This window comes from Arthrobacter sp. Soil761, assembly GCF_001428325.1.
GTDB lineage: Bacteria > Actinomycetota > Actinomycetes > Actinomycetales > Micrococcaceae > Arthrobacter.
The window spans coordinates 204544-229094 of sequence record NZ_LMSF01000012.1; the positions used below are offsets into that span (position 1 = coordinate 204544).

A 24551-nucleotide genomic window follows, 5' to 3' on the forward strand; every position below is an offset into this window, starting at 1 on the left:
ACCCGGTGACCTTCCACTACCTCGACTCTGCCGATGACCCGCGGGTCAGCGACTACACCACCCTGACGGACGTACACCTCCGCAAGCTCCGCGAACCCGCCGAGGGAATGTACATCGCCGAGTCGTCGCGGGTCCTTCGCAGGGCGCTGGCTGCGGGCCACCAGCCGCGCTCGTTCTTCCTGGCGGAGAAGTGGATGGCGGACCTCGGCGACGTCTTCCAGGCATATCCCGACGTCCCGGCCTTCATTGGCTCGGCAGCCCTGCTGGAGGAAATCACGGGTTTCCACCTGCACCGCGGCGCCATGGCGGCCATGCAGCGCCCTGCGCCGGTGCCGCTGCCGGATCTCCTGGCCGGAGCGCGGCGCGTGGCCGTGCTGGAGGACATCGTGGACCACACCAATGTGGGCGCCATCTTCCGTTCCGCCGCGGCGCTGGACATCGACGCCGTCCTGGTCTCACCCCGGTGCGGGGACCCGCTGTACCGGCGCAGCGTCAGGGTCAGCATGGGCACGGTGTTCCAGGTTCCCTGGGCGCGCCTGCAGGACTGGCCGGGCGACCTCCAGGTGCTCAAGGACCACGGCTTCACGGTTGCCGCACTGGAGCTGACGCCGGACGCGGAGGACGTCGACGCCGTCGCCTCGCGCAACGTGGACAGGCTCGCCCTGGTGCTTGGCACCGAAGGCGCCGGCATGAGCCCCCAGACCCTCGCCGCCGTCGACCTCGCCGTCAAAATCCCCATGCGCAACGGTGTGGATTCCCTCAATGTTGCTGCCGCCTCGGCCGTGGCGTTCTGGGAGCTCCGGGCGCGGAAGGGGTAGGCGAAGCCGCAGGTGAACCGGTTCGTCAGCCCCTCCCGCATCCGCTATGATGAATAGCTGGTTGTCCTGCTTTTTCAGCTTCGGCTGATGCAACAGATCCCAGCCATCCCATTCATACCTGGCAGCTGGCAAAATCCAGCTGCGCGAACAAAGGTCCCATTATGAAGTCTGATACACACCCGAAGTATGAAGCTGTTGTCTTCAACGACCTGGCCTCCGGCACCAAGTTCCTGACCCGCTCCACCGTGTCTTCCAACAAGACCATCGAGTGGGAAGACGGCAACACCTACCCGGTCATCGACGTCGAAATCTCTTCCGAGTCCCACCCGTTCTACACGGGCAAGCAGCGCATCATGGACTCTGCAGGCCGCGTCGAGCGCTTCAACGCTCGCTTCAAGGGCTTCGGCGGCAAGAAGTAAACTTCTTCCCCAAGGTCTGATGGAATGCCCGCACCGGCAACGGCGCGGGCATTCCGCTTTTAACCGTGCACCCGTTTTCTGGGGCAGGATGGAAAGCATGACCGAGCCGCATATTCCTGCCCATGATGCCGCCAGCAACCAGCGCCTGCACGGCGAGTACAAGGTTCCGGGCGGCAAGCTCGTGGTGGTTGACCTGGCCGTGGTGGACGGTGCCTTGTCCGGCGTCTCCGTCAGCGGGGACTTTTTCCTGGAGCCGGACGAGGCACTGGAGGACATTAACCGCGCACTGACCGGCCGGCCGGACACCACGCCCGCCAAGGACCTCGCAGCCGCCGTCACGGCCGCACTGCCGGCCGGAGCCGTGCTGTTCGGCTTCTCCGCGGACGCCGTTGCCGTCACCGTCCGCCGTGCCCTGGCCAAGGCAACCTCCTGGGGAGACCACGAGTGGAACGTCATTGCGCCTACCGTGCTTCCCACCGAAATCAACGTTGCCCTGGACGAGGTGCTCACCGAGGCCGTCGGCGCGGGGGCTCGCACGCCCACGCTGCGGTTCTGGGACTGGCAGGAGCCGTCCGTGGTCATCGGCAGTTTCCAGTCCGTGCAGAACGAGGTGGACCCCGACGGCGTCGCCAGGCATGGCATCAACGTGGTCCGCCGGATCAGCGGCGGGGGAGCGATGTTCATGGAGGCCGGCAACTGCATCACGTATTCGCTCTACCTGCCGCAGACCCTGGTGGACGGGCTCAGCTTCGCCGACTCCTACCCCTTCCTGGACGCGTGGGTCATGGCCGCACTGGAACGGCTTGGCATCAACGCCTTCTACATCCCGCTTAATGACATTGCCACGGACCAGGGAAAAATCGGCGGCGCCGCACAGAAGCGCCTGGCCAATGGCGGCATGCTCCACCATGTCACCATGAGCTATGACATCGACGCCGACAAAATGGTGGAGGTCCTGCGGATCGGCAAGGAGAAGCTCTCCGACAAGGGCACCCGCAGCGCCAAGAAGCGGGTGGACCCGCTGCGGCGCCAGACGGGCCTGGCACGCACGGCGATCATCGAGGCGATGATGGCGGTCTTCAGCGAGCGTTACGGGGCAACGCCGTCAGAGCTGGCGGGACACGAACTGGCGGCCGCCGAGGAACGGGTGGCCGCCAAGTTCGGTACCAGGGAATGGCTCCACCGGGTCCCGTAACCGGGCAGCGCCCTGGCCTTAGGGTTCGATGCGCGGGGACTGCCCGTGCGCACCGGCCCCGGCCTTCACTGCGCAAGGCGGGTCCATTGGCACCGCCGTTAGCGCTCAGATTACCCGGCGGCCTGCGCGGTGAGTGCCCGCAGCAGGTGGCTGCGCTGCTCGATGATGATCCGGCGCAGGGCGTGCGGTGCGTCGGGGTTGGCGGCCAGCCAGTCGTCCGTCCGGCGGACCACCGGGTGGTCTTCGGGGCGTGTGCCCGCCGCCAGGTCCTGCGCTGCGGGATAGAGTCCGCGGACAATCCGGCTGGCGATTTCGATGGTGCGCTCATCCCAGACAGTGCGCAGGCAGTCGAAGTACGGCTCCACGTACAGCTCCAACAAGGCCGGCGGCGCGGTGGTGAAGCCGGTGATGGTGGCGGTGAGGAGCTGGTTGGAGAGCTCACTCCCCTGGACCGCGGCCTCCCAGGCCGCTGCCTTGACCTCCGGGTCGGGGCGGGATGCCATGGCAGTTGCGTGTCCGGCCCGGCCTGAGGCCGTGGTGTCCCGCGCCAGCTCGGCGTCGAGCCCGGCCGCGCTGGCCTGCCCGTTAGCGGCCAGCGCATGCCAGAGCTGCCAGCGCAGCTCGGCGTCCACCGCCAGGCCCTCCACGGGGAACGTGCCGTCCAGCAGGCCGCGGAGCCGGGGGAGCGCTGCTGCATCGTGCCGGCTGAGGGTAGCAAGGGTGCGCGCCCAGGCAAGCTGCGCGTCGGAGCCCGGGACCGCCCGGTCCAGCTCCGCTATGGCTGCCGCCAGGAAGGAAGCACGAACACTGTCACGGGTGTCCGCCGGGGTGTAGCGTTCGACGGCGGTAGTTGCATTGTCCAGGATGTTCAGCAGCACCCCGATGCCCGTCTCAGCCGGACCGAAGGCGGCCACGGCGTCAACATATTGGCTCGCCGGGCTTTCGCCGTCGCGGGCGGAATTCCACAGTGCAGTCCAGCAGAGGGCGCGGGTCATGGGGTCCTTGATCCGGTCCAGGGATGCACGGACCGTGGCTTCCGACACCGGATCAAGCCGCACCTTGGCGTACGTCAGGTCCTCGTCATTGACCAGCAGGAGTGCCGGCCGCGGCTGCCCGGCGAGCTGGGGGAGCACGGTCCGCGCGCCGGCCACGTCCGTTTCGATGCTTCCGGTCCGCACCAGTGCGCCGTCGGGGTCAAAATCGTAGGAGCCCACCCGGAGGCGGTGGGGGCGCAGCTCCTCACGTCCCGTCACCGGGTCCACTGCTTCCTGGACGATGGCCACCCGGCCCGGCACGCCGTCGTCGTCCTTCCCGCCGGCGGATCCGAGGTCCAGGGACAAGCGGGAAATTCCGGAGGTCTGCAGCCACTGCCGGGCCCATTCGGACAGGTCCCGCCCCGAGGCGGCAGCCAGGGCCGCGAGGAGGTCGGCCAGGGATGTGTTGCCGTAGGCGTGCTTCCGGAAGTACTCCCGCGACCCGGCGATGAAGGCGTCGAAGCCGACGTAGGCCACCAGCTGCTTGAGGACCGAGGCGCCCTTGGCGTAGGTGATCCCGTCGAAGTTCTGTTTGGCAGCCTCAAGGTCCGGGATGTCCGCCACGATGGGATGGGTGGTGGGGAGCTGGTCCTGCACGTAGGCCCATGCCTTGCGTTTGTTGGCGAAGTTGACCCAGGCCGTGTCCCAGTCCGTGGCCCGGTCAACACCGAGCGTTCCCATGTAGTCGGCAAAGGATTCCTTCAGCCACAGGTCATCCCACCACTGCATGGTCACCAGGTCGCCGAACCACATGTGCGCCATCTCGTGCATGAGCGTGTTAGCCCGCGCCTGGTACTGGGCGTCCGTGGCCCGCGACGTGAACACGTAGCTCTCCGTGAAGGTGACGAGCCCCGGGTTCTCCATGGCGCCGAGGTTGTATTCGGGGACGAACGCCTGGTCGTACTTGCCCCAGGGGTAGGGAAAGTCGAAGAGTCGGTTGAAGAAGTCGAGGCCCTTCTTGGTCAGGCTGAAGAGCTGCGCGGTGTCGAAGGAGTCCGCCATGGACGCGCGGCAGTAGAGGGCGAGCGGGACGTCCAGGCTGGTGCCGTCGTCGAGCGTGGCCTGCCAGCGGTCCTCGGCCTTGAAATACGGACCGGCCAGGACCGTGGTGATGTACGTGGACATGGGCAGGGTGGTGGCGAAGTCCCAGCACGCGCTGGCCGGATCGCTGGTCAGCAGGGTGCGGTTGGCCTCGGCGCCGTTGGAGGCAACGTGCCACCCGGCAGGGGCCATCACATGGAAGGTGAAGGTTGCCTTCAGGTCGGGCTGTTCGAAGTTCGCGAAGACCCGGCGGGCATCGGCGGGCTCGTACTGCGTGTACAGGTAGCACTGGCCGTCCGCGGGGTCCACGAACCGGTGCATGCCTTCGCCGGAGCGGCTGTACAGCGCTGTTCCGGTGACCGTGACCTGGTTTTCGGCCCGCAGGTTGTCCAGCCGGATCCGTGCGCCGTCCACCACGTCGTCCACCCGCAACCCCTTGCCGTTGAGGAACACGCTGTGCACGTCGCTGCCGATGAAATCCAGGAACGTGGTGGCACCGGGGTTTGCGGTGAAGGTGATGACGCTGCGGCTGGTGTACCCGGGGACCGCCGGATCCGCTGCCTGCCGCACATCCAGGGAGATGTCGTAACTGGTGGTGCGGACAAGTGCTGAACGTTCAGCGGCTTCACGGCGCTGCAGATTCTCATGTGACACCCGGCTATCTAATCACGGTGCTGATTCATTGGCTCAGCCGGCGATCAGGAAGGCGGCACCCAGGCCCAACACGGCGATCAGGAGCCAGGACGCGAGGGCCGCCAGGAGTGCCTGCCCGCCGGTGTGGAGCAGGGTGCGGATCCGCAGCGCAGAGCCAAGGCCAAACAGGGCCGCACCCAACAGGATGTCCTGCAGCGTGGCCCCGAGGTCCAGCCAGCCGCCGGACAGCCAGCCCGTGGAGCGCAGGCCCACCATGGCAACAAAGCCCACCACGAACAGCGGCACCAGCGGAGGCATTTCCGCTGTCACGCCCTCGGCGCCCAAGGCCCGCACGCCGTTGCGGTGATGCGCACCCGCCAGGGCGGCGACGGGCGCCAGCAGCAGCACGCGGGTGAGCTTAACGACGACGGCGACCGCCAGGGCAGCGGTACCTGCGGTTTGCGCCGTGGCCACCACCTGGCCCACGTCGTGGACCGACGCGCCGGTCCACGCCCCGAAGACTGTGGCCGTGAGTCCCAGGGGCTGGGCGAGGAGGGGCAGGACGCCGATGGCCAGCGTCCCGCAAAGGGTGACCAGGGCCACGGGCAGGACGGTTTCCACATGCCGGATGCGCCGGACCGCGGCTATGGCGCCAATGGCGGAGGCACCGCAGATGGAGAATCCGGTGGCCACCAGCAGTGACGTCACGGGCGGGAGGCGGAACAGGCGCGAGATCGCGTACGTCCCGCCGAAACTGGCGGCCACGACGCCCACGATCAGGACCAGTGCCAGCCACCCCAGGCCCAGGACGTCCATGACACTGACCTTCAGGCCAAGGAGTACGATTCCACCGCGCATCAGGTGCTTGCCGGCGAAGTCCAGTCCCGGGCGGGCCCGGCCCGCCGTCCAGCCGCCGGCACCGGGCAGGTTGGCGGCGAGCACGCCGAGGACCACGGCCAGGGTCATGGCAGGAAGGGCCGGCAGCAGCCCATGCACCAGGAACGCCGCCGCGACGGCGGCAGCGGCGGTCAGCAGACCCGGAACCAGCCGGGCAATCCCGGGGCCGGAACCGCCGTGGCCCGGCGCTGGAAGGCTTCTGCTGACTGGCACTCACCTACTGTGCCCGACAGTGCCCGTAAAGTACGAACCGGGCCATTGGCGCCAACACGCCAGAATGGATGGCAGTAATGAATTCGAAACAAAAAGATGGTTGGCTATTGGACATGTCAGACCTATTCCAGGATTACTCCGAGGCCGCAGGCCGCACCGGAGCCTACGACGAGATGTTCGCCCCGGGGCAGCAGGCCAGGGACTCGTACGGGCAGGTGGCGGACGCGCTCCGGAAGCTCTCCCTGGCGGACGTCAGCGCACGCGCCGACTCCATGGCCCGCACCTTCCTGGACCGCGGGGTGACGTTCGACTACGCGGGCGAGGAGCGGCCCTTTCCGCTGGACATCGTTCCCCGGGTCATCCCGGCGGCCGAATGGGACGTGCTGGAAAAGGGCGTTGCCCAGCGCGTCCGCGCCCTGGAAGCTTTCCTGAACGACGTCTACGACAAGATGACCGTGGTGTCCGATGGCGTGATCCCGCGCCAGCTGGTGACCACCAGCGCCCACTTCCACCGGCAGGTCCACGGCTTCGAGCCGGCAGGCGGGGTCCGGGTCCACATCTCCGGCATCGACGTGGTCCGCGATGCCGCGGGCACTTTCCGGGTCCTGGAGGACAATGTCCGCGTCCCTTCCGGCGTCAGCTACGTGCTGGAGAACCGGCGTGCCATGGCCAAGGGCCTGCCCGAGGCCTTCGGCCAGCAGCTCATCCGGCCCGTCGAGGAATACCCGCGCCGCCTGCTCTCCGCCCTGCGCAAGACCGCACCCGCGGGCGTGGACGATCCCACCGTCGTCGTCCTGACGCCCGGGGTGTTCAACAGCGCCTACTTCGAACACACCCTCCTGGCCGGCCTGATGGGCGTTGAGCTGGTGGAGGGCCGCGACCTGATCTGCCGCGGAAACCGCGTCTACATGCGCACCACGGCCGGTGAACAGCGCGTGGATGTCATCTACAAGCGGATCGACGACGACTTCCTTGACCCGCTCCAGTTCCGCTCCGATTCCATGCTCGGCTGCCCCGGACTGGTGAATGCCGCCCGCGCCGGCGGCGTCACCATCGCCAACGCGGTGGGCAATGGCGTGGCCGACGACAAACTGGTTTACAGTTACGTGCCTGACCTGATCCGCTACTACCTCAGCGAGGAACCCATCATCGCCAACGTGGACACCTTCCGCCTGGAGGAAAAGGAGGCCAGGGAGTACACCCTGGACAACCTCGCGGAGCTGGTGGTCAAGCCCGTTGACGGTTCCGGCGGCAAGGGCCTGGTCATCGGTCCGGATGCCTCCAAGGACGAACTGGACGCCCTCCGGCAGCGGATCATCGCGGACCCCCGCGGCTGGATTGCCCAGCCGGTACTGCAGCTCTCCACCGTTCCCACCCTGGGCGGGGACAAATTCGGCCCGAGGCACGTGGACCTGCGGCCCTTTGCCGTGAACGACGGCGACAACGTCTGGGTGCTCCCGGGCGGCCTGACCCGCGTGGCACTGAAGGAAGGGTCCCTGATCGTCAACTCCAGCCAGGGCGGCGGATCCAAGGACACCTGGGTCCTGGCCGATTCACCCCAGATGCCGGTGGAAACCGTGCCCCGGCAGTCCGTCACGGTCCGTGAACGGGTCTCCGTGTGGCCGGTGGAAAGCAACTGGCGCGACCGCCAGTCGGAGCAGCAGCAGTGAGCCGCGCCGCCGTCGGGCATTTCCCTTTCACTGTTCCGGGCACGCTGGAGGTAGCCGCGAATGCTTAGCCGTATTGCCGAGTCCCTGTTTTGGATCGGCCGCTATGTCGAACGGGCGGACGGAACCGCCCGCATCCTTGACGTTCACCTGGAACGCCTGAACCACCTCCCCATGGAGGAGCGCAAGAGCGTGGCCCAGGAACTGCTGGCGGTCATGGGTGCCCGGCCGCAGAGCGAGGACTTCGGCCTGCCGGAACTGCTCCATGCCCTGGCCTACGACAAGACCAGCGCCACGTCCATCGCCGGCTCCCTGGGTGCTGCCCGTGAGAATGCCCGCCGTGCCCGCGAAACCGTGTCCTCGGGCCTCTGGGAGAGCCTGAACACCACCTATTACGGCTTGAGCCAGCACCGCAAGGACGTGGTGGGCACCTACCGCTTCTGCAACTGGACCCTGGAGCGCACCGCCATGGTCAGCGGCCTTGCCGACACCACAGTGAGCCATGACGAAAGCTGGCTCTTCCTGGTCCTGGGCCGTTCGCTGGAACGCGCGGACATGACGGCCAGGATGCTGTCCACCCGCGACGTGCTCTCCGCCGGCATGTCCTGGGTCAACATGCTGCGCTGCGCCGGTGCCTATGAATCCTTCCTGCGCACCCGCCGGGCGGCATTCGGAGACCAGCACGCCGCGGAATTCCTGCTGCTGGACCGGCTGTTCCCCCGCTCCATCGTCTACGCGCTGCGGGACGCCGACGAGTGCCTGGCCAAGCTGGACCCGTCCGCGCAGCGGGTGGGCTTCATCAACGACGCCCGCCGCATCGTGGGGCAGGCCCGGACCTTCCTTGAGTTCCACCGGACGGATGACCTCATGTCCGAACTGCCCGAGCACATGGAGCGTGTACAGAAGGCAGTGTCCCAGGCCTCGGATGCCATTTCCCGTAAGTACTTCAATCAGGCGGACGAACTTGCCTGGGTGGGAGAAGTGTCATGACCCGGTTGAGCATCGTCCACAGGACGGCCTACAAGTACAACAAACGGGTGACCCTGTCCTACAACGAGGCCCGGATGACGCCGCTGACGGATTCGCAGCAGGTGGTCCTGGAGTCCGTGGTGAAGGTGTCCCCGTCCCAGGCGGCGGTGAGCACGTACCGCGACTACTGGGGGACCAGGGTGACCGCGTTCGACATGCAGATGCCGCACGAGAACCTCGAGGTGGTCTCCAACATCACGGTGGAAGTCCACCGTGCCGAGAAGATCCCGGCTGAAGCGGACATCGTGGGCTGGGACGTCCTTGCCTCCCCGGAGACGCTGGATGCGTTCAGCGACTGGCTGCCGCAGTCCCGGCTGAGCGGGCCGGGCGACGAAGTGCTGGGCATCATCCCGGACGTCGTGGCCGGGAAAAACCCGCACGAGGCCGCCATGGCCGTCTTTGCCTGGATGCGGGGGGAGATGACGTACATGTCCGGCTCCACCGCCGTCACCACCAATGCGGAGGAAGCCTGGGGCCAGCGCCAGGGCGTGTGCCAGGACCTGGCGCACCTGGCCATCGGTGCCCTGCGAAGCTGCGGCATTCCGGCCCGCTATGTGTCCGGCTACCTGCACCCGCGGTCCAGCGCCGGCATCGGCGAGACCGTGGCCGGGCAGTCGCACGCGTGGCTGGAATGGTGGGACGGTGTCTGGCGCAGCTGGGATCCCACCAACCACAAACCCGCCGGCGACTTCCACGTCACGGTGGCCCGCGGACGGGATTACCGTGACGTGCCACCGCTCAAGGGCATCCTGTCCGGAGGCGGCGGGTCCGCCTTGAAAGTCAGCGTGGAGATCACGCAGCTCGCCTGAGCCACGTCAGGTTCCCCGGCTTCCATCGCCGGGGAACCCGGGGCCGCCGGCTCTATTCCGGCGCCGTCCTGGCGGTGCTGCTGATCTGGGTCCACCATGTCATCGGATCAGTGACCTTGAAGCGGCGGCCCGTGACTGAGTCCGGGGTGATGCGCACGAATGCGTCCTTCCGCCCCGACTGCCACGGGAAGAGGTACAGGCGGGAGGTCTCCAGCACCTCCTCGGTGCTCTTGACCAGGGCGGCGGTGCCCTTGATCACCACGCTCCATGCCAGGCCCGTGTCGGCGTCCACACCGTCCGCCTCCACGGCTACTGCGGCATCGTCGCCGGTCGCCGCCGAGAGTTTGGTTCCCTGGCCGGTCCGGAAGACCAGCGTGCCGCCGTCCACCGTGTAGTTCACCGGGAAGATGTCCGGGCGTCCCTCAACCAGTACTGCCAGCCTGCCCACGGACACGGTACGCAACAGGGCCCAGCATTCATGGTGTTCGAGGTTCTGCACTTGGGTAGATGACTCGTTGCTCATGCGGTGAGCATACGCCCTTCACCAAGGGCTGGGCTTGTAATCCTTCAGGAAGACACCGTACTGGTCCTCGCCCTTTTCGCCCATGACGATTGGATCGTAAACGCGGGCCGCGCCGTCTACCAGGTCCAGGGGTGCGTGGAAGCCTTCCTCCATGAGCCGGACCTTGGTGAAGTGGGGACGTTCGTCCGTGATCCAGCCGGTGTCCACCGCGGTCATCAGGATGCCGTCGGTGTCCAGCATCTCCTGGGCGCTGGTGCGGGTCATCATGTTCAGCGCGGCTTTGGCCATGTTGGTGTGCGGATGTCCCGGGCCCTTGTAGGCGCGGGAGAACTGGCCCTCCATGGCTGAGACGTTCACGATGTACTTCCGCCGTGCGGAGGAGCGCTTCATGGCCCCGCGCAGGCGGCTGACCAACAGGAACGGCGCGGTGACGTTGCAGAGCTGCACCTCGAGCATCTCGAGGGGATCCACTTCGTCCACCACCTGGGTCCAGCTGTTGATGGTGGCAAGGTCCGGGACCAGGCCGCCGGCGTCGATGGCGGTCCCCGAAGCGATCCGCTCCAGCGACGCGGATCCGGTGGACAATGCCAGTGATGTGATGGCGTCGCCGGCCAGAACCGGATGTTCGGTGACGCTGCCTGCAAGCGCAAGCGGGTGCTTGTCATGGGCATGGCCGAAGGTCAGCAGTTCGGGGCCGCCGTTGGCCGCTTCAAGCGCCGCGGGCAGCGGCTCGTCCTCGGCGTCCACCAGCGGCTTGTAGGCGTTGCCGGAGCGGCGCACGGTCTGGGCGGCGTTGTTGATGATGATGTCCAGTGGACCGGCCTCGTTGAGGGAGTCGGTCAGTGCCATGACCTGGGCAGGATCGCGCAGGTCGATGCCCACGATCCGGAGCCGGTGCAGCCACTCGCCGCTGTCTTCCATGGCGGCGAAGCGCCGGGCCGCATCCTTGGGGAAGCGGGTGGTGATGGTGGTGTGCGCCCCGTCGCGCAGCAGCCGGAGGGCGATGTACATCCCGATCTTGGCGCGGCCCCCGGTCAGCAGGGCGCGGCGGCCGGTCAGGTCGGTCCGGGCGTCGCGCTTGCTGTGGCTGAAGGCAGCGCATTCGGGGCAGAGCTGGTGGTAGAAGGCGTCCACCTGCGTGTAGTGCTGCTTGCAGATGTAGCAGGGGCGGGACCGGATGAGGTGGCCCGCAATCTTGCCGGTGGCTGAGGGCGCCAGCTTGTTGCCGCGGGTCTCGTCATCGATCCGGTCCGGTGCGGCGGTGGCCGTCTGGGCAATGACGGCCCGGTCGGCGTCGGCGATCGAGTCGCGCTTGGTGACCCTGCGGTGGCGCTTGACGGCCTTGAACATTTTTCCGGTGGCGCGGCGTACCGAGATGTAGTCCGGGTGCTCCTCGTCATAGGCGTGGATGGTGTTCAGGACCTTGAGGCAGGCCTGGATGTCCTCAGGGGTCAGATCGGGGGAGCTCATTGGGAAAATTTTACAGCGTACGCCGCAGGCCGGGACACCATCAGCGGTGTCCCGGCCTGCAGGATGCCTTTGGGGAGGGCCGGGGTCAGGAAACCCTGGCGCCGGGCGCGGCTTCCGCGGCCGCGGCGGCGTGCGTGTCAGCCACCTTGTCCGCGGCCTCGCGCATGTTCGGGTACTGGTCCGTGGCGGCCTTCACGGCGTTGGGCAGCTGGCTGAGGTGCCGTGCAGCGAGCCGGCGTTCCTCTTCGCCCGGCTCAGGGACTTCCTGGCCCTTGGCAAGGACAGTGATGCCGGAATCGGTGACTTTGAAGCCGCGGGCGCGGTCAAGGTCCGGATCCAGTCCGATGGCGGCACCAGCTGGCACCTTGACGTTCTTGTCCAGGATGGCCCGGTTGATCACTGCCCCTTCGCCCACCTGGACCTTGTCCATCAGTACCGAGTCGATGACCCTGCCGCTGGTGGCCACGTATACGTCGTTGGACAGCACGGAGCCTTCCACCACGCCGCCGGAGATCACCACGCCGCTGGAGACGATCGAGTCCAGCGCCGTGCCCACGGTGTTGTTCTTGCCGCGGACGAACTTGGCCGGCGGGGAAATGCTTTGCCGCGTATAGATGGGCCATTCGGAGTTGTAGAGATTGAACACCGGCAGCGGGGAGATGAGGTCCATGTGGGCGTCGTAGAAGGAGTCGATGGTGCCAACGTCGCGCCAGTAGGTGCGGTCGCGTTCGGTGGAGCCGGGGATGTCGTTGAGCGTGAAGTCGTAAACGCCGGCCTCGCCGCGGTTGACGAAGTAGGGAATGATGTCCCCGCCCATGTCGTGCTTGGTGTCCAGGCGCTCAGCGTCCACGTGCAGCGCAGCCACCAGGGCATCGGCGTCGAACACGTAGTTGCCCATGGAGGCCAGGAACTGTGAAGGATCGGCAGCCAGGCCGGGCGTGGAGGACGGCTTCTCAACGAAGGCGGCGATCTTCTGGGGATCGTTCTGGTCCACTTCGATGACGCCGAACTGGTCGGCCATGTGCAGCGGCTGCCGCACTGCCGCCACCGTTGCCTTGGCACCGCTGTTCACGTGCTGTGCCACCATCTGGGCGAAGTCCATGCGGTACACGTGGTCGGCGCCCACCACCACAACAATGTCCGGGTTGGCGTCGTGGATGAGGTTCAGGGACTGGTAGATGGCGTTGGCGCTGCCCAGGAACCAGCTCTTGCCTACGCGCTGCTGGGCGGGAACCGAAGCGATGTAGTTGCCCAGCTGGGTGGACATCCGCCACGTCTCGGAGATGTGCCGGTCGAGGCTGTGCGACTTGTACTGCGTCAGCACCACGATCTGGAGGTAGCGGGAATTGACCAGGTTGGACAGCGCGAAGTCGATGAGGCGGTAGCTGCCGGCGAAGGGCACGGCGGGCTTTGCCCGGTCTGCCGTCAGTGGCATCAGCCTGTTTCCCTCGCCACCTGCGAGGACAATGGCCAGGACTTTTTTCGTTAACGGCATGATGGTCGCTCCTGTACGCCTTCGTAACTCCCCAAGACAGTCCGGTAGGCCCGGACTCCTTCACACTAGAACAGTTATGCGTGAAGGACTACCTTGGGTCTTGTGCGAATAGACATTGTGACTAAAGAGTTCCCGCCGGAGATCTACGGTGGCGCCGGGGTGCATGTAGCCGAATTGAGCAGGGTGCTTAGCAAGCACGTTGACCTGCAGGTTCGTGCTTTTGGGGCTCCCCGCGACGCCGACTACCATGGCGCGACCGTGACGTCCTACCAGGTCCCGGAGGACCTGGGCGGGGCGAACGCAGCGGTGCAGACCCTGGGCGTGGACCTGCGAATCGTGCCCGACGTCCAAGGCGCGGACCTGGTCCATTCGCACACCTGGTACGCCAACATGGCCGGGCACCTGGCCTCCCTGCTGCACGGTATCCCGCACGTTCTCAGCGCGCACAGCCTTGAGCCGCTGCGGCCCTGGAAGGCTGAGCAGCTCGGCGGCGGATACGCCCTGTCCTCCTGGGTGGAAAAGACGGCCTATGAAGCGGCTGCGGCGATCATCGCCGTCTCCGAGGGCATGCGCCAGGACATCCTGCGCAGCTACCCCAACGTGGATCCCACAAAGGTCCGCGTGGTCCACAACGGCATCGACGTGGAGCTTTGGCAGCGTGATGAAAACGACGACGCCGTCCGCGCCCTGGGCATCGACCCCGCCAAGCCAAGCGTCGTCTTTGTGGGAAGAAACACACGGCAGAAGGGCGTCCCCTACCTCCTGCGGGCGGCAGCGAAGCTTCCCGCCGATGTCCAGTTGGTCCTGTGCCTCGGCGCCGCCGACACCCCCGAACTGGCAGCCGAAACCGCAGCGCTCATCGAAGAGCTGCAGAAGCAGCGCACAGGCGTTGTCCTGATCGAACGGATGCTGCCGCGCCATGAGCTGATCCAGGTGCTCAGCCATGCCACCGCCTTCGCGTGCCCGTCCATCTATGAACCGCTGGGCATCGTCAACCTCGAAGCCATGGCCTGCGGGGCAGCCGTGGTGGCCAGCGCCACGGGCGGTATCCCCGAGGTGGTTGAGCACGGCCGGACCGGACTCCTGGTGGACCTGGAGCAGGTGACCGACGGCACCGGCACGCCCCTGGACCCTGAAAAGTTCGTCAAGGAGTTCGCTGAGGCCCTCACCGAGGTGGTATCCGATCCCGCACGGGCCCGCGCAATGGGAGAGGCAGGCCGGGAGCGCGCCGAAAAGCACTTCTCCTGGGAGTCCATCACGGAGACCACCCTTGAGGTCTACCGCTCGGTGCTGCCTGCGGCCCGCTGAGCGTACCGCCACGGACGCCTAAGGACGGCAACAACGACGGCGCCGCTCCCCAGCCAGGGGGAGCGGCGCCGTCGTGCTTTCCGGGCCTGCGCGCCGGCGGCTGATCAGGCCTTCCGGGCCGCTGCCGTCCTGGCAATCAGGACTTTCTCGTCCACGGGCGACTGCCCGCTTGCCCTTTCATTCCGGAAGTAGGCCCGGGCCTCGTCCTGCCGGGTTTTCTCGGCGCCCGTTGCGATGGCCGCCCGCACATGATCCCCGCCGTACCCGAAGGCGTCCACCAGGTCCAGGGCATGGGGCCGGATCCTCTCCAGCAGCCGGTTGATGTACCCGCCCACGGTGCGTGCCCGCTGCATGGAGAGCCGGCCGTTCATGAGGTACCAGGCCAGGTTCTTCTCGATCAGGGACAGGCCGAATAGGTCCCGCAGCCAGGTCAGCACCTTCCTGGTTCCGGGGTCGTCCACCTGCTGCAGGGCGTCCGTGAACGCCTCCCACTGCAGCAGTTCGGCGTGCGCCTGGGCGGCATCAATAAGTTCGTTCTGGTGCCGGTTGAACAAGGCGGCGCCCTGGTCCTGCGGCAGCCGTTTGCTGCCCTTCAAAGCAGCCGCGGCCTCGGCCACCATGGTCTGCACCCTGTCGGTAAGGAGGGCGCGCTGGCCTTCCTCGTCCCGCAGCGCGATGGCAGCCTTTTGGACCGAACCGGTGTCGGCCACGAACTGGGCCACCTGGCGCAGTCCGGTGCGGTGGACAGCTGCGCCGGCAGCCTGGTTCACCACGTACCGGGCCAGCACGCCGAAGTCCACGCTGCGGAATTCCTTGGCGTAGTCGGCCAGCAGACGCTTGGCCACCAGTTGGAGCAACACCGTGTTGTCGCCCTCGAAGGTGGCATACACGTCCAGGTCGGCCCGCAGTGATGCGAACCGGTTCTCAATCAGGAAGCCGGCGCCGCCGCAGGCTTCCCGGCATTCCTGCAAGGTGTCCAGGGCGTGCCAGGTGCTCAGCGGCTTCAGCGCTGCGGCCAGGGTTTCCAGGTCCTGTCGGTCCGCGTCGGTATCGTGGGCACCGGAGAAGACATCGTCGAACTTCTGCAGGAGCTGCTCGTGGGCAAAGCCGGCCGCGTAAGTGGTGGCAAGCCGGGTGAAGAGGCGCCGCTGGTGCCGCTGGTAGTCGAGCAGCACCTCTTCCTCCGTGTGCGACGAGGCGTTGAACTGGCGGCGTTCGGTGGCGTACTGGATGGCTGCTTTCAGGGCCACTTTGGAAGCTGCGACGGCGGCACCGTCCAGTGACACCCGGCCCTGCACCAGCGTTCCCAGCATGGTGAAGAAGCGCCGGCCGGGGCTGGCGATGGGCGACGTGTAGGTCCCGTCGGCATCGACGTTGCCGTACCGGTTCAGGAGGTTCGTCCGCGGGATGCGGACGTTGGTGAAGTGCAGCCGGCCGTTGTCGATTCCGTTCAGGCCGCCCTTGATGCCGTCGTCCTCCCCGCCGATCCCGGGCAGGAATTCCCTGGTGGCGGGGTCCCTCAGGTCAACGTAGAAGGCATGCACCCCGTGGTTAACCCCGCGGGTAACCAGCTGGGCGAACACCACGGCGCCCAGGCCATCGATGGCGGCGTTGCCGATGTAGTCCTTCCAGGCGGCGCGGAAGGGGGTGTGGATGATGAATTCCCCGGCGGCGGGGTCATAGGTTGCGGTGGTGGCAATGCTGGCCACGTCCGAACCATGGCCCGTCTCTGTCATGGCGAAGCAGCCGGGGATTTCGAGGTTCATGATTCCCGGCAGCCATTTGGCGTGGTGGTCTGCGGTGCCCAGGTGCATCACCGCGGATCCAAAGAGTCCCCACTGGACGCCGGCTTTGATCTGCAGTGACGGGTCAGCCACCACCAGCTCCTCGAACCCTGCGATGTTTCCGCCGTGGTCGTCGGAACCGCCCAGTGCCGCCGGGAAGGCGCGGTGCACGGCTTCATTGTCCACAAGGTATTTGAGCTGGTCGAACACGCGGGCGCGGTGTTCGGTGTGCGTCAGGCCCTCGGTCTTGTGCAGTTCCGGCCTGGCGGCCAGGTCCCTTGCCTGGAGCCGCACGTCGGCCCACTTGCCCAGGAGCTGCCGGCCCAGTGCCTCGACGTCGACGGCGGGGGCAGGGCTGCTGCCTGCGGGTTTGGCTGCAGGGGTCGCCGCGGGGCGAAGCCCCATGCGGGCGGGGCGGTCCACTACGTCAGTCATGTCACAGTCCTTCTTTGGCGGATAACTTGGTGGTCGGTGGGGCGGGAGTGAGTTCGGGGGCTATGCCCACGCACAGCCAGGCGGTTATCTGGCGCGCCATGGTCTCCTGGCTTGGTTTGGAGGGGGAGTCCGGAGTGCTGAGCCATTGTTCGCCGGCGTTCCGCACCAGGCCGATTGCCGCCTTGGGCCAGTAGCCGATGACGGTTTCGCTGTCGTCGCCCAGGTGCGACCGCATGGGGGTGGCGATCATGTCCGCAATTGCGTCAAAGAAGTGGCCCAGCGGGCCGCCTGCCGCCGACGGGTGCGGCGGGTTGGCGGGGTCGCCGGGGGCATAGCTCGTGACGAACGTGTACACGTTGGGACTGGTGTCCGCCATTTGCAGGTATGCCGAGACCATGGCCAGTAAACCTTCCCGGGGGGTCACAGCGCTTTGCGCTGCTTCCTGGATGCGGTGCTGCATCTGGCTGAGGACCACTTCGCCCACGGCCTGCTGCAGTCCGGCCTTGTCCCCGAAATACCGGTAAAAGACCGACTTCGAGGTTCCTGCCGCCGTTGCAATGTCCTCCATGGAGGCGTCGCTGCCCAGTGCGTGCACAGCGCGGCGGGCCTGCTTGATGAGTTCGCGGCGCCGTTCCTCCCGGTGGCTCTGCCAGCGCGCCGAACGGCCGTCAGAGCTGGCGGAAGACGACAGCTCAACCGTCGCTGGAAAGCGCGTGTCCTGAAAGTTCACGATACCCAGCGTATCAGGTACGCTGGGTATCGGTAACCACATGTGACCAGAGGAGCCATCCATGTCCACAGACGGACAGTCCACCCCCACACCCGACGTATCAATCGCGGCCGGGGTCCCGGCAACCAGGAGGGCAGTGATCGTAGGGGCCAACCGGATCCCGTTCGCCCGTGCCGGCGGCGCTTATGCAAAATCCTCCAACCAGGACATGCTTACAGCTGCCCTGGACGGACTGATCGCACGCTTTGGGCTCCAGGACGAACGGATGGGCCAGGTGGCCGCCGGCGCCGTGCTCAAGCACTCCAGGGATTTCAACCTCACCCGGGAGGCCGTGCTGGGCTCGGCACTTTCCGCCGAGACCCCGGTCTACGATCTCCAGCAGGCCTGCGCCACGGGACTTGAAACGGTGGTGGGCCTGGCGAACAAGATCAAGCTCGGGCAGATCGACTCGGCCATTGCCGGTGGCGTGGACTCAGCCTCCGACGCGCCGGTGGTAGTCAGCGAAGGGCTGCGCGAGGTCATCCTGGACCTTCACCGCGCCAAGACACTTCCCCAGCGCCTGCAGATCCTGAGCCGCCTCCGGCCCAAGGACCTGGCACCGCTGGCCCCGGGCACGGCAGAACCCCGCACCGGCCTGAGCATGGGTGAACACCAGGCCCTCACAACGGCACAATGGAAGATCTCCCGCGAAGCCCAGGACGAACTGGCGCTGAACAGCCACCACAATCTGGCTGCCGCCTACGAGTCCGGCTTCTTCGATGACCTCATGACCCCCTACCGCGGACTGACGCGGGACGCCAACCTGCGGGCCGATACATCGCTGGAAAAGCTTGCGTCCCTGAAGCCGGTGTTTGGCCGGAACCTCGGGGCAGATGCAACCATGACGGCAGGAAACTCGACCCCACTGACCGATGGTGCCTCCACAGTGCTGCTGGCGTCCGACGAGTGGGCAGATGCCCGCGACCTGCCGAAGCTGGCAGCAGTGGTGGACGCTGAAGCTGCGGCCGTGGACTTTGTCCACGGCAAGGACGGGCTGCTGATGGCCCCCGTGTTCGCTGTGCCCAGGCTCCTTGCCCGCCAAGGCCTTACGCTGGCGGACTTCGACTACTTCGAAATCCACGAAGCATTCGCCGCCACTGTCCTCAGCACCCTGGCCGCGTGGGAGGACGAGGAATTCGGGCGTACCCGCCTCGGCCTGGACGGTGCTCTTGGCAGCATCGACCGCTCGCGCCTGAACGTCAACGGGTCCTCGCTGGCAGCGGGCCACCCGTTTGCGGCGACCGGCGGCCGCATTGTCGGCACGCTTGCCAAGATGCTCCACGCCAAGTCGGCGTCCACAGGTCGTCCTTCGCGCGGCCTGGTGTCCGTCTGCGCAGCCGGCGGCCAGGGCGTCGTCGCGATCCTGGAATCTCTGTAGGGGACGGCATGGCTGACACATACGCACAACTGGTCAACAGCGGCGTAGGCCGCAACCTCGCAAAGAAACTCGGCCTTCCGCAGCCCGCTGTCCTGCGCCGCTACGAGCCGGGGCAGCCCCTGGTGACCGGGCCTGTCGTTGTCCTGGGCGACACCCCCGGCGCGGACAAACTTGCCGCCGAGCTGCTGTCCTGGGACCTCGATGTCAGGCGGCACGCCGTTCCGGCCGAAAAACTGGGTGCCATCATTCTGGTCCTCGATGAGCTCGGGCACCCGGCGGACCTGGAAAAGCCTGTGTTGGATGCCGCGGGTTCCCTCCGCGACCTGCGGGCCGGGGGCCGGATCATCACCTTGTCCCGCCCGGCGGCGGAAGCTGCCACTCCCGACGCTGCAGCAGCACGCCAGGGGGTGGATGGCTTCCTGCGATCCCTTGCCAAGGAACTGCGTGCCGGAGCAACCGGAAATGGTGTGCTCCTCGCTGATGGCACCACTTCCACCAGCCCCAGCACGCTCGGTGCCATCACGTTCTTCCTCTCCGGCCGTTCAGCGTTCGTGGACGGACAGTTCCTCACGGTTTCAACGGAGGACGGCGCACTGCCCGCCGACCCGGAAAAGCCACTTGCAGGAAAAGTGGCAGTAGTTACCGGCGCAGCCCGCGGCATCGGCGCGCAGATTGCCCGGACGCTGCACCGCGATGGTGCCACGCTGGTCCTGGTGGACATTCCGGCAGCGGGAGACCAGCTGGCGGCCGTAGCCAATGAGGTACGCGCGACGGCATTGCAGCTCGACATCACCGCAGCGGACGCGGGCCGGCGGATCATCGACCACGCCATACAGCGGTACGGACGTCTGGACATCGTGGTGCACAATGCCGGGGTTACGCGGGACAAGCTGCTGGCCAACATGGACCAGGCGCGGTGGAACCAGGTCATCAACATCAATATCGCCGCCCAACTCCGGATCAACGAGGCCCTGCTGGCCTCAGAACACTTCCGGTCTTCGCCGCGTATCGTTTCTGTTGCCTCCACCAGCGGCATCGCCGGGAACCGGGGACAAACCAACTACGCCGCATCCAAGGGGGGAGTTATGGGAATGGTCCGTGCCAGCGCCCCGCTGCTCGCGTCCCGGGGCGGCACCATCAATGCGGTGGCACCCGGATTCATCGAAACCGACATGACCGCGCGCATCCCCTTCGCCGTCCGTGAAGTGGCACGACGGTTGAACTCACTCCAGCAGGGCGGCCTGCCCTCCGACGTCGCCGAGACCATAGCGTTCCTCGCCAGCGACGCCGCAGGCGGAATCAACGGGGAGGTGCTGCGGGTGTGCGGGCAAAACCTGGTGGGGGCATGACGCTCGCACAGCCGGTGATCCTGGCCGAGATGCCGTCCTTGTCCAAGCTCTACGTCAACGCCGCCGCCCAGGCGGCACGGCGCAGGCTCCTGGGCACACATGACTCCGCCGTCCTCCCGGCCGAGAGCCATGAAGTCAGGGGAGTGGTGGTGGGGGTGGAAAACCTCACGGCCTACCAGCACCTGATCGGTGAGACGGCAAGCGATGTCCTGCCTGCCGGTTTCATCCACGCGATCGCATTCCCGCTGGCCATGAGCGTCCTTAACCGCGACGACTTCCCGCTGCCCCTGCTGGGCATGATCCACCTGCACAACAGCGTCGAACAAAGGTCCCCATTGGTCTTCACGGACGTTCTGGACATGACCGCTTGGGTGCAAAACCTCCGTGGGCACCGTTCCGGCACGCAGGTGGACGTGGTAGCGGAAGTGCGCCCTGCCGGCTCGCCGGATGTGCATTGGCGGGGCGTCTCCACTTACCTGGCCAAGGGAGTGTTCCTGCCCGGAATCGACAAACCTACTGCGCTGCCACCGAAGGCCGATTTCACGCCGCCGGACCCGACGGCCCTGTGGCACCTGGGCGTTGACACGGGGCGGGCCTACGCCGCGGTATCCGGGGATTTCAACCCGATCCACCTGAGCGTGCTGTCGGCAAAAGCGCTGGGCATGCGGCGTTCGATAGCACACGGGATGTACTTGGCCTCGCGTGCGCTCGCAGATGTCGGCCCTGCCCGCGGTGACTCCTTCACGTGGGACGTGGAGTTCGAGGCTCCGGTGTTCCTACCCTCCCGGGTTGCCCTGGAAATCGCCACCGAACAAAGCGGATCAGGGGCATGGAAACACTCGCGCTTTGTCGCCTGGAGTCCCCGCTCCGGGCGCCGCCATTTCAGCGGGACGGTTGCCGCGCTCTAGCCAGCCCGGTTCCCGGCGCCAGGACTAGTCCTGCGGGCGGACTGCCCGCAGGATCCGGTGGAGGCTGAGGAGGACCGATTCGGAGGCAGGGACGGTGCCTTGGGTTGCCTCCCTGCCTGCAGCGGCCGCCATGCAGGCGTCCACCGCCTCTTTCGCGGCGGCGAAGCGGTGTTTCTGGGTCTGTTCGTCAGCTCCGCTGTAGGACGCCAGCAGCTCTCCGGTGGCCGTGATGGCGGCAGCAAGCGGTTCACTGTCCTGCAGGGGGATATCGTAGGGAGCGTCGCTTTCCCAGATGACGTCCGAGAGCACGTCCGTCATGTCCTGGATATGGAAAGTGACCCGCTCCAGTTCCCGCAGGTCGCGGTAGTCCCTGTCCACGTCCCTGGGGTGCAGCTTCCGCCTGGGATTGGCGCGGCGGCTGGCATCGGCTTCCTTGACCAGATGCCGCACCGATCGAGCTGCTTCGGCCAGTTCGTCCGACCGGCGCGCCCAGTCCTCGTGCTCCGGAGGCCACTTTTCGGTAATCGCCGCCCCCATGTCCGTAAGCTGCCGCCCAAGGGCGAGGCGGAGATCATCGAGGCTTGAAGCCGCTGCATCAAAGTGCAGCGGCGGGAAGATCAGAAAATTGACTGCGATCCCCACGCCCACGCCCGCACCCATCTGGACCAGGTAGCCAAAGGAGAAATCGTCCGCGTTGCTTCCGCCCACCAGCAGGACCAGCAGGGCCGCCGTCGGAATCCAGTCACGGCCCGAACCGATACCCGGCAAGCCGCCCAGGAGCACGCCGACTCCCATGAACAGGGCCACCGTCAACGGGGAGGGTTGGGCAAGGCTGACCAGAATGAAAGCAAGGCCGATTCCCATTGCCAGCCCCGCGAGGGCCTGCGCCCCCTGCTTCACTGAGCCCGCGACGTTGTGGTACATGGCCACCAGGGCCCCCAGCGGCGCATAGTACGCATAGTGCGAGGCCGCGCCCGGCATTAGCGGAGCGATGGCGAACGCCAGGCCCGCGGCAAGCGCGGCTTTGGCAGCCAACTGCAGGCGCTGCGCCGCAAAGGCAGCGGAGAGCCCCGCCACCGATTGTTTGAGAAGTTGGGTCCCCCGAGCCCACCGTGCATCCGGTCGTGCTTGAGTGTTGCCCATCCGGACCACAGTAGGGCCGGGCGCCTGTCAGGACAAGCCCGCTGCGGAACGCCGCACTTCGGCGGCCAGGCGATGCGCCCTTCCCGGCGTCCGGCCCTCCTCCTGGCGGCGTGGAATGTAGCCAAAGCCAAGCCCGTAGGCCGGATCCGCAAAACCGAGCGCCGCGTTGGCACCCTCGTGTCCAAAGGCCCGGTGGCTGCCAAAGTTCCGGGAAGGGTGGGGCTTCATGAAGACGACCGCAAACGCGTTGTCCAGGCCTGAAGAGCGGTCCAGGCCCCACACCTGTTCCCGGGTCATGGCCTCCACCGTCCGAGCCGCCAGGAACGGTTTGTCCCCGTCGACGCCTGTGGTCGCAGCGGCGTACAACCGCGCCAGGCCCTCAGCGGAGCCCACACCGCCGGCGGCGGACATTCCGGCCGCCCGGACGGCGCGGATGTTCGGCAGTTCCATGACGGTGCTGACCGGCTCATTGCTGTTCATGCCTTCGAGGCTGAGTGGATCAACCCAGCCCTGGCCGGGATCTTCTTCATAGAGGACGTCCCTGTACCGTGGCTCCAGCTCCTCCGGGAGCCCCAGGAAGAAATCCACGTCCTGCGGCTGCCGGATCCTGCGGTCGTACATGGCCTGCAGCGACTCGCCCGCGACGCGGCGGCACAACTCCTCCATAAGGATTCCGATGGTCAGGGCGTGGTAGCCGAACTGCCGCCCGGGCTCCCAGGCGGGAGCGGCAGCGGCAAGGCGCGCCGCGGCCGCGGACGTGGTGAATTCATCCAGGCGGAATCCGCCCTCAACGCCCATCAGTCCTGCCTGATGCGACAGCGCTTCCCGGACCAGCAGCCTGTCCTTTCCGTGGCCACCGAATTCCGGCCAGTAATGGACCATTGCCTTATCCAGGTCAAGGACGCCATCCTGGACCATCAGGGCGATGACCATGGCGGCAACGCCCTTGGAGCAGGAATAGGCCCCGGTCACGGTTTCCGAAGCCAGGTCGGGGCCGCCCGTCAGGCGCACCACTGGCATCCCGTTGTGGTAGCAGGCGAGTTGTGCGCTGTACCGCGAGTCCTCAGCGAGGAACGACTCAAACAGGGCCAGGACGTTTTCGTACCCTGGCGCCACGGAACCAAGAGATGTCTGCATGCCCTCAGTGTAGGCAGGAAAGCGATTTCCTGCCCGAGGTTTGTTTAGCGCAACGCGCCGTGTCCCGGCGCAACCTCTTCGCCTGGCCGGACCGGCCCGGGCGGCGTGCCGTCTCCAAACGGCCGGCCCCCCAGCGATTCCCTGCCGTGGTCCTGCAGCCAACCGCCCAGGTCCGGACCGGCCGGAACAATGCCCGTGGGATTAATGTCCTCGTGCACGATGTAGTAGTGCTGCTTGATCTGCACAAAGTCGATAGTGTCCCCGAAACCCGGCGTCTGGAACAGGTCCCGTGCATAGCCCCACAGATGCGGCATCTCACTGAGTTTCTGCCGGTTGCACTTGAAGTGGCCGTGGTACACGGGGTCGAACCTGGCAAGCGTGGTGAACAGGCGCACATCCGCCTCGGTGATGGTGTCGCCCACCAGATAGCGCTGCCGGGACAGGCGGTCTTCAAGCCAGTCCAGCGCAGTCCACAGCCGGTCGTATGCCGAGTCATAGGCTTCCTGGGAACCGGCGAAACCGCAGCGGTAGACGCCGTTGTTGACTTCCGTGAAGACGCGCTTGTTTACCTGGTCGATTTCGTCGCGGAGGTGTCCAGGGTAGAGCAGCGGCGCACCTGCCCGGTGGAACTCCGTCCACTCGGTCGAGAAGTCGAGGGTGATCTGGGGGAAGTTGTTGGTCACGACTTCACCGCTGCGTACATCCACGATGGCAGGTACGGTAATTCCCCGCGGATAGCCGGGGAACCGTTTGAAGTAGGCCTCCTGGAGGCGCTCTATGCCGAGGACGGGGTCCACTCCGCCGGGATCCAGGTCGAACGTCCAGGAGCGAGCGTCGTGGGTAGGGCCGGGCTGGCCCAGGGAAATCGCTTCTTCCAGGCCCAGCAGCCTGCGGACAATGACGGTGCGGTTTGCCCACGGGCAGGCACGGGCGGCGATGAGGCGGTAGCGCCCGGCTTCCACCGGCCACCCCGGTTCGCCCTTGCTGCCGGGGGAGGCATCCCTGGTGATCCGGTCCTCGATGTAATTGGTGTCCCGGGTGAACTCCGTGCCGCCGGTCACATAGGCTCCACGGGTGCTGTGCGTTTCCTGGCTCAT

The 24551-nt window shown here is 66.6% G+C and carries 20 protein-coding genes; 10 read left to right on the forward strand and 10 right to left on the reverse strand.

Going from position 1 to position 24551, the window contains the following annotated elements:
• The first annotated feature begins 5 nt into the window (after positions 1-5).
• From ASG79_RS09065 to ASG79_RS09075, 3 genes are all read left to right on the forward strand, one after another.
• Positions 6-818, forward strand: a complete 813-nt coding sequence (locus tag ASG79_RS09065) for a TrmH family RNA methyltransferase (protein ID WP_056390291.1) — start codon at positions 6-8, stop codon at positions 816-818.
• A 161-nt stretch (positions 819-979) separates the two neighbouring features.
• Positions 980-1237, forward strand: coding sequence for a type B 50S ribosomal protein L31 (locus tag ASG79_RS09070; RefSeq protein WP_018771158.1), 258 nt, complete (start codon positions 980-982; stop codon positions 1235-1237).
• Positions 1238-1334: 97 nt separating this feature from the next.
• Positions 1335-2432 carry a biotin/lipoate A/B protein ligase family protein gene (locus tag ASG79_RS09075; protein WP_056390294.1) on the forward strand — a complete coding sequence of 366 codons (1098 nt, stop codon included), beginning with the start codon at positions 1335-1337 and terminating at the stop codon, positions 2430-2432.
• A gap of 110 nt (positions 2433-2542) precedes the next feature.
• On the opposite strand, the gene pepN is transcribed toward ASG79_RS09075, so the two are convergent.
• Positions 2543-5161 carry an aminopeptidase N gene (gene pepN, locus ASG79_RS09080; RefSeq protein WP_056390296.1) on the reverse strand — a complete coding sequence of 873 codons (2619 nt, stop codon included), beginning with the start codon at positions 5159-5161 and terminating at the stop codon, positions 2543-2545.
• A gap of 33 nt (positions 5162-5194) precedes the next feature.
• A complete protein-coding gene (locus tag ASG79_RS09085) occupies positions 5195-6250 on the reverse strand; it encodes a YeiH family protein (RefSeq protein ID WP_235509775.1) in 1056 nt (351 codons plus the stop codon).
• Positions 6251-6363: 113 nt separating this feature from the next.
• Between ASG79_RS09085 and ASG79_RS09090 the strand changes: the two genes are divergently transcribed.
• From ASG79_RS09090 to ASG79_RS09100, 3 genes are read left to right on the forward strand one after another with little or no spacing between them, the layout of a single operon-like run.
• Positions 6364-7920: a circularly permuted type 2 ATP-grasp protein gene (locus ASG79_RS09090; protein ID WP_056390300.1), complete on the forward strand. Its 1557-nt coding sequence runs from the start codon at positions 6364-6366 to the stop codon at positions 7918-7920.
• 60 nt (positions 7921-7980) lie between these two features.
• A complete protein-coding gene (locus ASG79_RS09095; protein ID WP_013600945.1) occupies positions 7981-8907 on the forward strand; it encodes an alpha-E domain-containing protein in 927 nt (308 codons plus the stop codon).
• A complete protein-coding gene (locus tag ASG79_RS09100; protein WP_056390304.1) occupies positions 8904-9755 on the forward strand; it encodes a transglutaminase family protein in 852 nt (283 codons plus the stop codon). The genes ASG79_RS09095 and ASG79_RS09100 overlap by 4 nt, the downstream gene beginning before the upstream one ends.
• Before the next feature lie 52 nt (positions 9756-9807).
• Here the strand turns inward: ASG79_RS09100 and ASG79_RS09105 are convergent, their stop codons facing one another.
• From ASG79_RS09105 to glgC, 3 genes are all read right to left on the reverse strand, one after another.
• On the reverse strand, positions 9808-10278 hold the full coding sequence (locus ASG79_RS09105) for a pyridoxamine 5'-phosphate oxidase family protein (protein ID WP_026266057.1): 471 nt from the start codon (positions 10276-10278) through the stop codon (positions 9808-9810).
• Between the two features lie 18 nt (positions 10279-10296).
• The gene (locus ASG79_RS09110; protein ID WP_056390307.1) at positions 10297-11748 is read right to left on the reverse strand and encodes an SDR family NAD(P)-dependent oxidoreductase; all 1452 of its coding nucleotides are present in this window, start codon (positions 11746-11748) and stop codon (positions 10297-10299) included.
• 85 nt (positions 11749-11833) lie between these two features.
• Entirely contained in the window at positions 11834-13243 is a 1410-nt protein-coding gene (gene glgC, locus ASG79_RS09115; RefSeq protein ID WP_018771150.1) for a glucose-1-phosphate adenylyltransferase, read from the reverse strand.
• 102 nt (positions 13244-13345) lie between these two features.
• On the opposite strand from glgC, the gene glgA reads away from it, so the two are divergent.
• A complete protein-coding gene (gene glgA / locus ASG79_RS09120; protein WP_043425351.1) occupies positions 13346-14551 on the forward strand; it encodes a glycogen synthase in 1206 nt (401 codons plus the stop codon).
• A 104-nt stretch (positions 14552-14655) separates the two neighbouring features.
• On the opposite strand, the gene ASG79_RS09125 is transcribed toward glgA, so the two are convergent.
• Together ASG79_RS09125 and ASG79_RS09130 are read right to left on the reverse strand one after the other, a co-directional pair.
• Entirely contained in the window at positions 14656-16770 is a 2115-nt protein-coding gene (locus ASG79_RS09125) for an acyl-CoA dehydrogenase (RefSeq protein ID WP_056390309.1), read from the reverse strand.
• Between the two features lies 1 nt (position 16771).
• Positions 16772-17542, reverse strand: a complete 771-nt coding sequence (locus ASG79_RS09130) for a TetR family transcriptional regulator (RefSeq protein ID WP_200953158.1) — start codon at positions 17540-17542, stop codon at positions 16772-16774.
• Positions 17543-17561: 19 nt separating this feature from the next.
• Between ASG79_RS09130 and ASG79_RS09135 the strand changes: the two genes are divergently transcribed.
• From ASG79_RS09135 to ASG79_RS09145, 3 genes are read left to right on the forward strand one after another with little or no spacing between them, the layout of a single operon-like run.
• Positions 17562-18917 (forward strand): acetyl-CoA C-acetyltransferase, encoded by a 1356-nt coding sequence (locus ASG79_RS09135; protein ID WP_056390316.1) that lies wholly within the window; start codon positions 17562-17564, stop codon positions 18915-18917.
• Positions 18918-18925: 8 nt separating this feature from the next.
• Entirely contained in the window at positions 18926-20266 is a 1341-nt protein-coding gene (locus ASG79_RS09140; protein WP_056390318.1) for a 3-oxoacyl-ACP reductase, read from the forward strand.
• A complete protein-coding gene (locus tag ASG79_RS09145; RefSeq protein WP_018771144.1) occupies positions 20263-21174 on the forward strand; it encodes a MaoC family dehydratase in 912 nt (303 codons plus the stop codon). Before ASG79_RS09140 ends, ASG79_RS09145 begins: the two co-directional genes overlap by 4 nt.
• A gap of 24 nt (positions 21175-21198) precedes the next feature.
• Here ASG79_RS09145 and ASG79_RS09150 read toward each other — a convergent pair whose 3' ends face one another.
• The 3 genes from ASG79_RS09150 to ASG79_RS09160 form a co-directional block, all read right to left on the reverse strand.
• Complete coding sequence (locus ASG79_RS09150) at positions 21199-22251, reverse strand: FUSC family protein (RefSeq protein ID WP_056390321.1); 1053 nt, start codon at positions 22249-22251, stop codon at positions 21199-21201.
• A 93-nt stretch (positions 22252-22344) separates the two neighbouring features.
• A complete protein-coding gene (locus tag ASG79_RS09155) occupies positions 22345-23454 on the reverse strand; it encodes a serine hydrolase domain-containing protein (RefSeq protein WP_056390324.1) in 1110 nt (369 codons plus the stop codon).
• Between the two features lie 44 nt (positions 23455-23498).
• Complete coding sequence (locus ASG79_RS09160) at positions 23499-24551, reverse strand: glutathione S-transferase family protein (protein ID WP_056390326.1); 1053 nt, start codon at positions 24549-24551, stop codon at positions 23499-23501.

Bases quoted from the DNA above. Each gene is read 5' to 3' on its own strand.
- ASG79_RS09070 (WP_018771158.1), top strand. From the start codon at position 980: ATGAAGTCTGATACACACCCGAAGTATGAAGCTGTTGTCTTCAACGAC.
- ASG79_RS09075 (WP_056390294.1), top strand. From the start codon at position 1,335: ATGACCGAGCCGCATATTCCTGCCCATGATGCCGCCAGCAACCAGCGC.
- ASG79_RS09090 (WP_056390300.1), top strand. From the start codon at position 6,364: ATGTCAGACCTATTCCAGGATTACTCCGAGGCCGCAGGCCGCACCGGA.
- ASG79_RS09095 (WP_013600945.1), top strand. From the start codon at position 7,981: ATGCTTAGCCGTATTGCCGAGTCCCTGTTTTGGATCGGCCGCTATGTC.
- ASG79_RS09100 (WP_056390304.1), top strand. From the start codon at position 8,904: ATGACCCGGTTGAGCATCGTCCACAGGACGGCCTACAAGTACAACAAA.
- ASG79_RS09105 (WP_026266057.1), bottom strand. From the start codon at position 10,278: ATGAGCAACGAGTCATCTACCCAAGTGCAGAACCTCGAACACCATGAA.
- ASG79_RS09110 (WP_056390307.1), bottom strand. From the start codon at position 11,748: ATGAGCTCCCCCGATCTGACCCCTGAGGACATCCAGGCCTGCCTCAAG.
- glgC (WP_018771150.1), bottom strand. From the start codon at position 13,243: ATGCCGTTAACGAAAAAAGTCCTGGCCATTGTCCTCGCAGGTGGCGAG.
- ASG79_RS09125 (WP_056390309.1), bottom strand. From the start codon at position 16,770: ATGACTGACGTAGTGGACCGCCCCGCCCGCATGGGGCTTCGCCCCGCG.
- ASG79_RS09130 (WP_200953158.1), bottom strand. From the start codon at position 17,542: ATGTGGTTACCGATACCCAGCGTACCTGATACGCTGGGTATCGTGAAC.
- ASG79_RS09135 (WP_056390316.1), top strand. From the start codon at position 17,562: ATGTCCACAGACGGACAGTCCACCCCCACACCCGACGTATCAATCGCG.
- ASG79_RS09140 (WP_056390318.1), top strand. From the start codon at position 18,926: ATGGCTGACACATACGCACAACTGGTCAACAGCGGCGTAGGCCGCAAC.
- ASG79_RS09145 (WP_018771144.1), top strand. From the start codon at position 20,263: ATGACGCTCGCACAGCCGGTGATCCTGGCCGAGATGCCGTCCTTGTCC.
- ASG79_RS09155 (WP_056390324.1), bottom strand. From the start codon at position 23,454: ATGCAGACATCTCTTGGTTCCGTGGCGCCAGGGTACGAAAACGTCCTG.
- ASG79_RS09160 (WP_056390326.1), bottom strand. From the start codon at position 24,551: ATGAGCCAGGAAACGCACAGCACCCGTGGAGCCTATGTGACCGGCGGC.